Source organism: Bradyrhizobium sp. SZCCT0231, from assembly GCF_018130245.1.
GTDB lineage: Bacteria > Pseudomonadota > Alphaproteobacteria > Rhizobiales > Xanthobacteraceae > Bradyrhizobium > Bradyrhizobium japonicum_F.
Genome location: NZ_JAFCKP010000009.1, coordinates 219182 through 231231 on the forward strand (window position 1 = coordinate 219182; position 12050 = coordinate 231231).

Here is a 12050-nt window from a genome sequence, read left to right on the forward strand (position 1 = left end):
CGAGTTTTGACTCGTCGGGCAAAACAGCTGTAGACAGGTATCCTCCAAAAACCATCGAGGACGGAATAGACGCGGAGACTGTGTGATGATGGACGTCAGGCCTCTCCATAACGAACAGGATTACGATTGGGCCATCCGCGAAGTGTCCCGTTACTTCGAGGTCGAGCCGACACCCGGTATGCCTGACGGTGATCGCTTCGAAGTCTTGTCTTCACTCATCAAGGAATACGAAGACAATCACTTCGCAACCACCCACGGCGATCCAATCGACGTGCTCCATTTCGCAATCGAGTCCATGGGGCGGTCGCAGGCAGAACTCGCCGCTCTGATTGGACGCAATCGGGCGTCCGAAATCTTGAATCGCGTCCGTCCACTGACGCTGGAGATGATCCGGACCATTAGCAGGGAATGGAACATTCCGATTGGTGCTCTGACAGCGCAATATGAGCTGGGGCGTGCATCAGCATAGTTGTATAGGCGAACCTGACGCCGACCTCTCTCGCACCAGGCGTAGAGCCGTGCTCGCAGCTGGTGGCTAGACGGGCGCCCCCGCCTCCCCCAGCACCCGCTGCGCAATCCCCACCACTTCCGCGGCCGCAATGTCCCGCATGCAGCGGTGGTCGTTCATCTTGCAGATCGTGCTCTGGCAGGGCTGGCAGGACAGCACGCTCTTGTCCTGAACCACGGTGGCTGCGAGGCCGTTGAGGGGGGCCCAGAGGTAGGGGCTGGTGGGGCCGAAGATGCCCATGGTGGGTGTGCCGAGCGCGGCTGCGATGTGCATCAGGCCGGAATCGTTGGAGATCGCAACGCCCGCCGCGGCCATGGCCAGCACGCCGTTGCGCAGATCGTTGCCGGTGAGGTCACGCACCCCGGTGCCGGCGGCGGCGACGATCTCTTGGGCGAGGCCCTTTTCGGCGGGGCCACCGACCACCCAGACCTCGAGGCCGCGCTCGACCAGCAGGCGGGCGGCCTCGGGATAATAGGTCCAGCGCTTTGAGACGCCGACCGAGCCGGGGGCGAGCGCCACCGCGGCGCCGGCGCTGAGGCCATTGGCCTGGCGCCAGCGGGCGATCTCCTCGGCCGGGACGCGCAATTGCGGCACCGGCCATTCCGGAGGCAGGGGGGCGCCGTCGGGCTGGGCCAGGGCGGCGTTCTTGTCGATGAAGCGGGGCAGTTTCTTCTCGCCCCAGCGCCAGCGGTTGAGCAGGCCGAACCGGAACTCGCCGACGAAGCCGACCCGTTCGGGGATACCGGCCAGCGCCGGCGCGATGGCTGCCTTCCAGGTCCGGGGCAGCACCAGGGCGGTGCCGTAGTTCCGTTCCCGAAGGAGTTTCGCCAGGCCGAGCTGCCGGCCCACGGCCAGCCGGCTGCGCGGCAGGTCCCAGACGATCCCCTGCCGGACGCCGGGCATGTAATCCACCAGCGGGGCGCACAGGGATGTGGTGAGCAGGTCGACCGGCCGGTTGGGCCAGCGCTCCTTCAGGACCCGCACGACGGTGTGATTCCGCACGAAATCGCCGATCCACATGTAGGGAATGATCAGGATCGGGCGCGTGTCGCTCCGGTCTGCATCCCCACCAAGTTGCGAATCAATATTCATTAGTTATTGGAACCGAAGACGTGCTGATGTTGGCGGTTCGGTAGCCGCTCCGGACCGGCAGGTAAAGCCGGCAGAAGCGCAATCCCAAAACCGCTTACACTTTGGCGGATCATGCGCTACGGCAGGACCGGGCACTAAGAAAATCGGGCAGGTAGGTGGAATGTTGCTGGTGACCGGCGGGGCCGGTTTTATCGGATCGAATGTCGTGGCTGCGCTGAACGAGGCCGGCCGCAGCGACGTCGTGGTCTGCGACCTGCTCGGCACCGAGGGTAAGTGGCGCAACCTCGCCAAGCGGCAGCTTGTGGATATCGTTCCCCCGGCCGAGCTGGTGGACTGGCTGAAGGGCCGCAAGTTAGAGGCCATGATCCATCTCGGGGCGATTTCCGCGACCACGGCGACCGACGGCGACCTCGTCATCGAGACCAATTTCCGCCTGTCGATGCGCCTGCTGGACTGGTGCACGATGAACGCGGTGCCGTTCATCTATGCATCCTCGGCGGCGACCTATGGCGACGGCGAGGCCGGCTTCGGTGACGACGCTTCGCTACCGGCACTGAAGAAATTGCGGCCGATGAATCTCTACGGCTGGAGCAAGCACATGTTCGATCTCGCGGTCGCCGCGCGCGTGGCGAACGGCGATCCGCTGCCGCCGCAATGGGCCGGGCTGAAATTCTTCAACGTGTTCGGCCCCAACGAATACCACAAGGGCTCGATGATGAGCGTGCTGGCGCGGCGCTTCGACGACGTGAGGGCAGGCCGCGTCGTGCAGCTGTTCAAGTCGCATCGCGAAGGCATCGAAGACGGCGACCAGCGCCGCGATTTCATCTATGTCGACGACGTCGTGCGCGTCATCATGTGGCTGCTGGCGACGCCGTCGGTGTCCGGCCTGTTCAACGTCGGCACCGGCAAGGCGCGCAGCTTCAAGGACCTCATGCTGGCCGCCTATGCCGCGCTCGGCACCAGGCCGAACATCGAATACATCGACATGCCCGAGCAGATCCGCGACAGCTACCAGTATTTCACCCAGAGCGAGGTCGATCGTCTGCTCCGCGCCGGCTATAACGGCGGCTTCACGACGCTCGAGGACGCGGTGAAGGCCTATGTCGGGGATTATCTCGACCGGCCCGATCGCTTTCGCTGAGGCCTTTGGACCATGCCGACGCCCATTCTCGATTTCGATGCCCTCGCGCAAGCCATCTCAGGCCGCACGGTGCTGTGCATCGGCGATATCATGCTGGACGAGTTCGTCTATGGCGAGGTGTCGCGGATCTCGCCGGAAGCGCCGGCGCCTGTCATCGCCGCCCAGCGCAGCGAGCTCCACATCGGTGGCGCCGGCAACGTCGCGCGCAATGTCGCTTCGCTCGGCGCGCGCTGCATCTTCGTCGGTCTCGTCGGCGAGGACGAGGCCGGTGCACGGCTCAAGGCGGCGCTCAATGAGCAAGCTGCAATCGAAAGCATGCTGGTGTGCGACCCATCGCGGCCGACCACGCGAAAAGTCCGGTTCGTCTCCGAGCATTTTTCCACGCACATGCTGCGCGCGGATTGGGAGCAGGCGCTGCCTGCGTCCGACGACGTCGAAACGAAATTGATCGACGCGATCCTGCCGCAGATCGTGCGCGCCGACATCGTGCTGCTGTCCGACTACGCCAAGGGCGTGCTGACGGCGCGCGTGATCCGCCACACCATCGATGCCGCGCGAAGGCTCGGCAAGCCCGTGATCGTCGATCCCAAGAGCCTGAACTGGGCGATCTATCGCGGCGCCACGCTGCTCACGCCCAACCGCAAGGAATTTTCGGAAGCGACTCGCAGCCGCGCCGAGACGGTGCAGAGCATCGTCGAGGCCAGCGAGGACGTGATGCGGTTCGCCGATTGCGAGGCGATCCTGGTCACGCAGGGCGAGCACGGCATGACGCTGGTGCCGCGGGGTGGCGAGGCCGTTCACGTTCCAGCGTTCCCGGTGAAGGTGCGCGACGTCTCCGGCGCCGGTGACACCGTCGCCGCCGCGCTCGCGGTATCGCTTGCGGCCGGCGCGGACTGGGATACGGCGCTGCGCGTGGCCAATGCCGCCGCCGCCGTCGCCGTCGGCAAGCAAGGCACCGCCAGCGTCAGCGCAGCCGAGCTGCGACGTAAGATCCTGCCGCATGCCACTCTCGTAGCCGAGGAGAAGATCGTGCTCGATCCGGCTGCGCTCGATGCCCAACTCGCCGACTGGAGGAGGCAGGGCCACCGCGTCGGCTTCACCAATGGCTGTTTCGACATCCTCCATCCCGGTCACGTCAAGGTGCTGACCGCGGCGCGCGCCGCCTGTGACCGCCTGATCGTGGGGCTCAACAGCGACGCCTCGGTGCGGCGGCTGAAGGGCGCCGATCGTCCGGTGCAGGACGAGCGCGCGCGTGCCGAAGTGCTCGCCGCGCTGGAAGCCGTCGATCTCGTCGTCATCTTCGCGGAAGACACGCCGATCGACCTGATCACCAGGATCAAGCCCGGCGTGCTGGTGAAGGGCGGTGACTACACCCGCGAGCAGGTCGTCGGCCACGAGGTGGTCGAGGCCGCGGGCGGGGTCGTCGTGCTGGTCGACATTCTCCAGGGCTTCAGCACGACGGCCCTGGTGCATCGCGCGCGGGGAGGGAGCAAGTGACTGCTCAAGTGACAGGTCAGGTGACGACGCTGGCCCGGGAGACGACCGGCCAGATGCTGGCGCGCCGCTTGCGAAGCCCGGCAGCCTGGAGCGAGACGGTCGACCTGTTCGCCATCCTGACCGCGGCCTCGCTGCCCTGGTCGACCTCGCTTGCCGGGATCTTCAACGCGCTGATGCTGCTCTGCATGGTGCCGTTCCTCGACGTCCGCGCGTTCCTGCAATCGCTGAAGCGCCCGATCTGCATCGCGCCGATCGCGCTGGTCCTGCTCGCGATGGTGGGGACACTCTGGTCGGATGCGGCCTGGGGGGCGCGCTTCTATGCGGTCAATCCGACCGTCAAGCTGCTCGTGCTGCCGGTCCTGCTCTATCATTTCGAGCGCTCGCCGCGTGGACGCTGGATCTTCGTCGCCTTCCTGGTGTCCTGCGCGCTGCTGTCGGTGATGTCCTGGCTGGTCGCGCTCTACCCGGACCTCGCGCTCAAGAACGATCCGCCCGAGCGCGGCATCTTCGTCAAGAACTACATCGACCAGAGCCAGGAATTCGCGCTGTGCGCGGTCGCGCTCGCCTATCCGGTCGTGATGCTGCTGCGTGAGAAGCGCTACTGGCTCGCCGGGCTGCTCACCGCGCTGGCGCTCAGCTTCTTCGTCAACATGGCTTTCGTGGTGGTGTCGCGCACTGCCCTCGTCACCGTTCCGATCATGTTCGGCGTATTCGCGCTGCTTCACCTCAAATGGCGCAGTATCGCATTCATCTCCGCCGCTTTGCTCGTCGGCGCCGTTCTCGCCTGGCAGGCCTCGCCGCAATTGCGCCATACCGCCGAGAGGTTCTCCGACGACTACACGCGTTACATGGAAAGGGGCGAGCCGACCTCGGCGGGCCTGCGGCTCGAATTCTGGCGAAAGTCGCTCGGCTTCTTCGCGGAGGCGCCGATCGTGGGGCACGGCACCGGCTCGACGCGTGGATTGTTCGAACGCGCCGCGACGCCCGCCGGCCAGTATCAGGCATCCGCCGAGGTGATCGGCAATCCGCACAACCAGACGCTCAACGTTGCCGTGCAATGGGGCGCGATCGGTATCGCCATTCTCTACGCGATCTGGATATTGCACCTGCGGTTGTTTCGTGGCGACGGGCTTGCCGAATGGATCGGGCTCCTGGTCGTGGTGCAGAACGTCTTCACCTCGCTGTTCAATTCCCATCTGTTCGACTTCCATGAGGGCTGGATGTACGTCATCGGCGTCGGCGTCGCCGGCGGAATGGTGATCCGGGCACAACAGGCCGAGGCGAAGATGAGGGAAACCGGTTTCTAAACGGCCGCGCGACTGGCAAGTCTGGTCCAGATGGGCTATCAGCGCGGTCAGGTTGCATCTAACTGGGTTTTCATCGGTCGGCGGATGACGCGTCTTTCGCATCTCACCTCGCGCAATTTCCTGATCGCGCTCCACGACCTGCTGGCGACCACGGCGGCGCTTTTTGCCGCCTTTTATGTGCGATTCGAGGGCGGCGACGGCTTCTTCGAGCGCTTGCCGCTGCTGTTCCAGATCCTCCCCTATTTTCTCGCCTTCAGCGTGGTCGTGTTCTTCGTCTTGAACCTGACCACGACGAAATGGCGCTTCATCTCGCTGCCTGACGCGCTGAACATCATTCGCGCGGCGACCGTGCTGACGGTTGCCCTGCTCGTGCTCGACTACATCTTCGTTGCCCCCAACGTTCGCGGCGCCTTCTTCCTCGGCAAGATGACGATCGTCCTCTACTGGTTTCTGGAGGTCTCCTTCCTCAGCGCGCTGCGCATGACCTATCGTTATTTCCGTTATACGCGGGTGCGGCGGCATGCGCGGACCGATGAAGCCGCCCCGACGCTGCTGATCGGCCGGGCCGCGGATGCGGAGGTGCTGTTGCGCGGCATCGAAAGCGGGGCGATCAAGCGCATCTGGCCGGTCGGCGTGCTGTCGCCGTCGAGCGCCGACCGCGGCCAGTTCATCCGCACCGTGCCGGTGCTGGGCGGCATCGACGACGTCGAGGACGTCATCGCGGACTTTGCCAAGCGCAACAAGCCGATCGCACGCCTCGTCATGACGCCGTCGGCATTCGAGCCGGAGGCCCATCCGGAATCGATCCTGATGCGGGCGCGCAAGCTGGGTGTGATCGTCAACCGGATGCCCTCGCTGGAGAGCGGCGACACGCCGCGGCTCACGGCCGTCGCGGTCGAGGACCTCCTGCTGCGGCCGAGCGAGAGGATCGACTATGCGCGCCTGGAAGCGCTGATCAACGGCAAGGCGGTGATCGTCACTGGCGGTGGCGGCTCGATCGGCTCGGAGATCTGCGAGCGCGTCGTCGCCTTCGGCGCCGCGCGGCTCCTGATCGTGGAAAACTCGGAGCCGGCGCTCTACGCGGTCACGGAGGCGCTTGCTGCGCAGGGCGCGGCGGCCAGGATCGAAGGGCGGATCGCCGACATTCGCGACCGCGAGCGCATCATGCGCCTGATGGCGGAGTTCAAGCCGGACATCGTGTTCCACGCCGCGGCGCTCAAGCACGTGCCGATCCTCGAGCGCGATTGGAGCGAGGGCGTCAAGACCAACATTTTCGGCTCGATCAACGTTGCGGATGCCGCCGTTGCCGCCGGCGCCGAAGCCATGGTGATGATCTCGACCGACAAGGCGATCGAGCCGGTGTCGATGCTCGGCCTGACCAAGCGGTTTGCCGAGATGTACTGCCAGGCGCTGGATCACGACCTCGCGGCGGCGGCGCGCGGCGCCAAGTCGCCGATGCGGCTGATCTCGGTCCGGTTCGGCAATGTGCTGGCCTCGAACGGCTCGGTGGTGCCGAAGTTCAAGGCTCAGATCGAGGCCGGCGGCCCGGTGACGGTGACGCATCCCGACATGGTCCGTTACTTCATGACCATCCGCGAGGCCTGCGATCTCGTCATCACCGCGGCCACGCATGCGCTCGGAACGCAGCGTCCCGACGTCTCGGTCTACGTGCTCAACATGGGCCAGCCGGTCAAGATCGTCGATCTCGCCGAGCGCATGATTCGCCTCTCCGGGCTGCAACCCGGCTACGACATCGAGATCGTGTTCACCGGCATGCGGCCGGGCGAACGCCTGCACGAAATCCTGTTCGCCTCCGAGGAGCCGACCCGAGAGATCGGCGTTGCTGGCATCATGGCCGCGCAGCCGAAGGAGCCGCCGATGCAGACGGTGCGCAAATGGATCGCGGCGCTCGAGCAGGCGATCGCGCGCGACGATCGCGCTACCATCAGGACCATCCTGAAGGATGCGGTGCCCGAGTTCGGGTCGACCGCGGCCTGACCATGCAGCCTCGGGGCACGATCGTCGTCGCCTATGCCGCTTTGTTCGGCGAATTGTTGTGCAACGCTGTTCTGACGGGGCCACGATGAGCGAGGTAAAGCCGGTCGCGCTGGTGACGGGGGCGAGCGGCTTCCTTGGCCGCCATATCGTGCCTGCGCTGACGCGGGAGGGGTGGTCGGTCCGCCGTGCGGTCCGCAGCCCGGAAGGGACCGGCGGCGAGGTCGTGATCGATTCGATCGGCCCCGAGACCGACTGGCAGGCCGCGCTCGAAGGCGTCGACGCCGTCGTCCATCTCGCCGCGCGGGTGCATTACAAGAACGAGGAGCACGCGGTCCAGCTCTACCGCGACGTCAATGTCGACGGCACGCGGCATCTGGCGCGCTCCGCAGCGATGGCGGGCGTGCGCCAGTTCATCTTCATCAGCACCGTTCTCGTTCACGGCCGCAGCAATGACGGCCGCGCGCCGTTCAGCGAGAGCGATGTCCCGACGCCGCGTGGCCTCTACGGCACGTCCAAGGCCGAGGCCGAGGCGGGCTTGAGGGCGCTGGCGCGCGACAGCGACATGAAGATCTCGGTGATCAGGCCGCCGCTGATCTATGGCGCGGGCGCCAAGGGCAATTTCGCGCTGCTGACGCGCGCGGTGAGGTTGGGACTGCCGCTGCCCTTTGCGGCGATCCGCAATCGCCGCAACTTTCTGTCGGTGCAGAACCTGTCGTCGTTCATCCTGCACCGGCTCGGCCATTCCGAGCCCGTGAGCAATTTCGAGATCTTCCTGCTCGCCGACCGGGAGCGGGTCTCGACGCCTGAATTCATCGCGTGCCTGGCGAGAGCCTCCGGCAAGCGTGCCAGGCTGTTCGGCATACCGCCGAACATGCTCGGCGCGGCCCTCCGCGTGATGGGCCGTCAGGATATGCATGATGGCCTGATCGGCTCGCTCGAGCTCGACATCTCGAAGGCGATCGCAACCGGCTGGCAGCCGCAGGTCACCCTCGAGGAGGGCTTGCGCCTGGCGGTGTCGGATCAGGAGCCCTGAGGGCGGGAGAAGCGGCGCAGCACGAATCCGACCGCGAGCGCGCCGGCGACAAGCGCCGACGTCGTGATCGCCGGCGCGGCGGCGCGGATGGTGAGGATGGCGAGCCCGGCGAGCACGAGGTTGAGCAGGAAGACCTCGCCGATCACCCGCGGCACCGTGAACCCGTTGTCCGTGGCGCGCTGGTAGAAATGCGTGCGGTGCGCCGACCAGAACGGTTCGCGCCTGATGATGCGCCGAAGCAGCGTGATGGTGGCATCCGCAAGATAATAGGCGGACAACAGCAGCGCCGCGGCCGGCTGTCCCCTAAAGGCGAGCTCCAGAAGACACCAGCCGAGCAAGAGGCCGATCGGCAGGCTGCCGACATCGCCCAGGAAGACTTTTGCGACGGGACGGTTGAACGGCGCAAAGCCGAGCATGGCGCCGCACAGCGCGGTGGCGATCAGCACGGCCGGCCATGAGAGATACCCGAGCATTCCCAGCAGCAGCAGCGCAGCGGTGACCGGCACGACTTCCGCCACCGTCATCAGGTCGAGCCCGTCCATGAAGTTGACGAGGTTCACGAACCAGACTCCGGCAAGGACGATGAGGCCGCGCTCGAGCGGAAGCGGCAGCGCCGGCACGATGCGTGCGGTCTCCGGCGCGGTGAACACCACGGCGCCGACGCAGGCCGCCTGCAGCGCCAGCCGCACGATCACCGGCAGCGACTTTATGTCGTCGGCAAACCCGACCAGCGCGATCAGCACCGTCGCGCCGATCAGTACCGGCGGGATAGCGACGTTCGCCCAGACGGCCCAGAGCGAGGCGACGACCAGAGTCGCGGCGATCACCGCGATGCCCGCGCCCTGCGGGGTCGGGATGCGATGCGAGGACCGCGCATTCGGTCGCGCCAGTGCGTAGCGCTGGAGCAGGGGACGGCTGGTCCAGGTGACGAGCGCCGAGATCAGCGCGGCGATCGCAACGGCAAGCAGCACGGGCGCGCCGGCGAGTGCTTCGGTGGTCGAGCTCACTCCGGCACTCCGATCGGGGCCGAGCCTTGCGCAGCCTTCTCCGCGCTGAGGATCCAGACCAGGCCGCCGACTGCGCCGACGATGAAGAACACGGCGCCGTACAGCAGCGAGACGTTGACGCCCTCGTTGGCGGCAAGTCCCGCGAAGCCGAACGCCAGGCCCATCGTGGCCTCGCGCACGCCCCAGCCGGCGATCGAGATCGGCATCATCGTGATCAGCATCACCGGCGGCACGAGCAGAAAGACGTCGCTGAAGCGAACCGGGGCCGCAATCGACTGCACGACGCACCAGGCGATGACGACGGCCAGCACGTGGACGAGGATCGACAGGATTGCGATGACGGGGCCGCGGGTGCGGCTGAAGATGACGCGATTGGCGATGACGGCGCAGGCGTGAATGTGATGCGTCGCCCACCAGGTCTTCAGCCAGCGCCATTTCAGCGCGCCGAAAATCAGAAAGCCGACGCCGCCGGCGAGCGCCAGGAGATCGATGAGCAGCAGCGCCGAGCGCCCGTGCGGATCGGTGATGAGGGTGTAGCTCCAGGGCAGGCTCGCGACGATGAGAACCGCGAGCGCGATGAGCCCGATCGCGCGGTCGACGAAGATCGAGTAGGTCGCCGCACGCCAGCCGGCGCCGGCGCGCGCGACCAGCCACAGCCGGACCGCATCGCCGCCGATCGCCGACGGCAGGGTCTGGTTGAAGAACGAGCCGATCACGTTGTAGCGCATGGCGCGGCCGAGCTCGAGCGGCGCGCCACAGACGGCGCTGATCTCGCGCCAGCGCAGCACGCCGACGAAGATCTGCAGGAATGTGACCGCGATCGCCACGCCGATCCAGAACAGGCTGGTCACGGTGAAGCGCGAAAACAGTTCGGACAAATCGACCTTGCGCAGCGCCAGGTAGAGCAGCGCCGCGGAAATCAGGATTTTGGCCGTCGACAGCAGGATTCGGCGCATCTCGCCCGCATGAACAGGGTTTGGGAAGATTTGAGGCAACCCGACGCGAGGCGCCGAATTCGGCCGCTTTGGTATGGTCTTGGCGCCGATCTTGCAATAGCCCTCGTTAAGGGCGCCGTCGTTAAGGGCGCCGTCGTTAGGGGCGTCGTCGTTAAGGGCGTCATGAAGAAGCCCTCGTGCGAAACGGGGAGCCTATTGCGACCCCATTGAGGTGGCGGCTAAACAGGATCGGGCAAGGGATCCCGGGGAACAGGATGACGGATCAGGCGATTTTGGTCACGGGTGCCGCCGGCTTCATCGGCTTCCACGTCGCCCGGCAGCTCCTGGGCGAAGGCCGTGCCGTCGTCGGGCTCGACAATCTCAACAGCTATTACGATCCGGCGCTGAAGAAGGCGCGCCTTGCGCTGCTCGGGGGCGAGCCCCGCTTCTCTTTCGTCGAGGCCGATCTCGCCGACCGCGAGACGATGGCGGCGCTGTTTGCGCGACATCGTTTTGCCAAAGTCGTGCATCTCGCGGCGCAAGCCGGCGTGCGCTACTCGATCGAGCAGCCGCACGCCTACGCCGATTCCAATCTCGTGGGCTTTCTCAACGTGCTGGAGGGCTGCCGCAACAACGACTGTCGTCATCTCGTCTACGCCTCGTCGTCCTCCGTGTACGGCGCCAACACAAAACTGCCATTTGCGGTTGCGGACCGCACCGATCACCCCGTGAGCTTCTATGCTGCGACCAAGAAGGCGAACGAGGTCATGGCGCAGTCCTACAGCCATCTCTATCGCCTGCCGGTCACGGGGCTGCGCTTCTTTACCATTTACGGCCCGTGGGGCCGCCCTGACATGGCCATGTTTCTGTTCGTCAACGCCATCATGGCGGGCAAGCCGATCCGGCTCTTTAACCATGGCAAGATGCGCCGGGACTTCACCTATATTGATGATGTGACCCGTGTCGTATCCAAGCTGGTCGATCTCGTGCCTGCGGACGATCCGTCTGCCGCAAATGCGCCGTTTAAGCTCTACAATGTCGGCAATCATCATCCGGAGGAACTGATGCACGTCGTCGGTCTTCTGGAGCGGGAGCTGGGCCGGACGGCGATCAAAGAATTGCTGCCGATGCAGCCGGGAGATGTGCTGGAAACGTTCGCGGATGTCGAGGATTTGATGCGCGACACCGGCTTTGCACCGTCAACGCCGATCGAGCATGGGGTCCATAATTTCGTCACCTGGTATCGGGACTACTTCAAGGTTTGAGATCACGATGGACAAACGCATAATCCCCCTGATCATGTGCGGCGGTGCCGGCACGCGGCTGTGGCCCGCTTCGCGCGAGGTGCGCCCCAAGCAATTCCTGCCGCTGTTCGGCACGCGCTCGACGTTCCAGGACACGCTGCTGCGCGTGTCCGATCCTTCCCTGTTCGACCGGCCGATCGTCATCACCAACGCGTCCTATCGCTTCATGGTGCTGGAGCAGCTCGCCGAGATCGGCATCGAGGCGGACGTGATCCTCGAGCCGATGCG

At 65.6% G+C, this 12050-nt stretch carries 11 protein-coding genes; 8 read left to right on the top strand and 3 right to left on the bottom strand.

Annotation, left to right across the window (positions count from 1 at the left end; translation table 11 throughout):
• The first annotated feature begins 85 nt into the window (after positions 1 to 85).
• The gene (locus JQ566_RS21990) at positions 86 to 469 is read left to right on the top strand and encodes a helix-turn-helix domain-containing protein (protein WP_349643348.1); all 384 of its coding nucleotides are present in this window, start codon (positions 86 to 88) and stop codon (positions 467 to 469) included.
• 66 nt (positions 470 to 535) lie between these two features.
• On the opposite strand, the gene waaF is transcribed toward JQ566_RS21990, so the two are convergent.
• Entirely contained in the window at positions 536 to 1600 is a 1065-nt protein-coding gene (waaF, locus tag JQ566_RS21995) for a lipopolysaccharide heptosyltransferase II (protein ID WP_212375428.1), read from the bottom strand.
• 160 nt (positions 1601 to 1760) lie between these two features.
• Between waaF and rfaD the strand changes: the two genes are divergently transcribed.
• The 5 genes from rfaD to JQ566_RS22020 all read left to right on the top strand — a co-directional run bounded on the left by rfaD (position 1761) and on the right by JQ566_RS22020 (position 8576).
• Positions 1761 to 2741 (top strand): ADP-glyceromanno-heptose 6-epimerase, encoded by a 981-nt coding sequence (gene rfaD, locus JQ566_RS22000; RefSeq protein WP_212375429.1) that lies wholly within the window; start codon positions 1761 to 1763, stop codon positions 2739 to 2741.
• A 12-nt stretch (positions 2742 to 2753) separates the two neighbouring features.
• Positions 2754 to 4238: a D-glycero-beta-D-manno-heptose-7-phosphate kinase gene (gene rfaE1, locus JQ566_RS22005; RefSeq protein ID WP_212375430.1), complete on the top strand. Its 1485-nt coding sequence runs from the start codon at positions 2754 to 2756 to the stop codon at positions 4236 to 4238.
• 20 nt (positions 4239 to 4258) lie between these two features.
• Positions 4259 to 5545 (top strand): O-antigen ligase family protein, encoded by a 1287-nt coding sequence (locus JQ566_RS22010; protein ID WP_212375468.1) that lies wholly within the window; start codon positions 4259 to 4261, stop codon positions 5543 to 5545.
• Positions 5546 to 5629: 84 nt separating this feature from the next.
• Positions 5630 to 7543, top strand: a complete 1914-nt coding sequence (locus JQ566_RS22015; RefSeq protein WP_212375432.1) for an SDR family NAD(P)-dependent oxidoreductase — start codon at positions 5630 to 5632, stop codon at positions 7541 to 7543.
• Between the two features lie 85 nt (positions 7544 to 7628).
• Positions 7629 to 8576 carry an NAD-dependent epimerase/dehydratase family protein gene (locus tag JQ566_RS22020; RefSeq protein ID WP_212375434.1) on the top strand — a complete coding sequence of 316 codons (948 nt, stop codon included), beginning with the start codon at positions 7629 to 7631 and terminating at the stop codon, positions 8574 to 8576.
• On the opposite strand, the gene JQ566_RS22025 is transcribed toward JQ566_RS22020, so the two are convergent.
• A complete protein-coding gene (locus JQ566_RS22025; protein ID WP_212375436.1) occupies positions 8564 to 9583 on the bottom strand; it encodes an MraY family glycosyltransferase in 1020 nt (339 codons plus the stop codon). The two genes, JQ566_RS22020 and JQ566_RS22025, sit on opposite strands and share 13 nt — an antisense overlap.
• Complete coding sequence (locus JQ566_RS22030) at positions 9580 to 10539, bottom strand: lysylphosphatidylglycerol synthase transmembrane domain-containing protein (protein WP_212375438.1); 960 nt, start codon at positions 10537 to 10539, stop codon at positions 9580 to 9582. The genes JQ566_RS22025 and JQ566_RS22030 overlap by 4 nt, the downstream gene beginning before the upstream one ends.
• Before the next feature lie 254 nt (positions 10540 to 10793).
• Here JQ566_RS22030 and JQ566_RS22035 point away from each other — a divergent pair, with 254 nt between their 5' ends.
• Together JQ566_RS22035 and JQ566_RS22040 are read left to right on the top strand one after the other, a co-directional pair.
• Positions 10794 to 11783, top strand: a complete 990-nt coding sequence (locus JQ566_RS22035; RefSeq protein ID WP_212375439.1) for an NAD-dependent epimerase — start codon at positions 10794 to 10796, stop codon at positions 11781 to 11783.
• Positions 11784 to 11790: 7 nt separating this feature from the next.
• Positions 11791 to 12050, top strand: a 260-nt coding sequence (locus JQ566_RS22040) for a sugar phosphate nucleotidyltransferase (protein WP_249139694.1), incomplete at its 3' end; no start/stop codon positions are given.

Excerpts from the sequence above, each read along its gene's own strand:
- JQ566_RS21990 (WP_349643348.1), top strand. The coding sequence starts at position 86 with ATGATGGACGTCAGGCCTCTCCATAACGAACAGGATTACGATTGGGCC.
- waaF (WP_212375428.1), bottom strand. The coding sequence starts at position 1,600 with ATGAATATTGATTCGCAACTTGGTGGGGATGCAGACCGGAGCGACACG.
- rfaD (WP_212375429.1), top strand. The coding sequence starts at position 1,761 with ATGTTGCTGGTGACCGGCGGGGCCGGTTTTATCGGATCGAATGTCGTG.
- rfaE1 (WP_212375430.1), top strand. The coding sequence starts at position 2,754 with ATGCCGACGCCCATTCTCGATTTCGATGCCCTCGCGCAAGCCATCTCA.
- JQ566_RS22015 (WP_212375432.1), top strand. The coding sequence starts at position 5,630 with ATGACGCGTCTTTCGCATCTCACCTCGCGCAATTTCCTGATCGCGCTC.
- JQ566_RS22020 (WP_212375434.1), top strand. The coding sequence starts at position 7,629 with ATGAGCGAGGTAAAGCCGGTCGCGCTGGTGACGGGGGCGAGCGGCTTC.
- JQ566_RS22030 (WP_212375438.1), bottom strand. The coding sequence starts at position 10,539 with ATGCGCCGAATCCTGCTGTCGACGGCCAAAATCCTGATTTCCGCGGCG.
- JQ566_RS22035 (WP_212375439.1), top strand. The coding sequence starts at position 10,794 with ATGACGGATCAGGCGATTTTGGTCACGGGTGCCGCCGGCTTCATCGGC.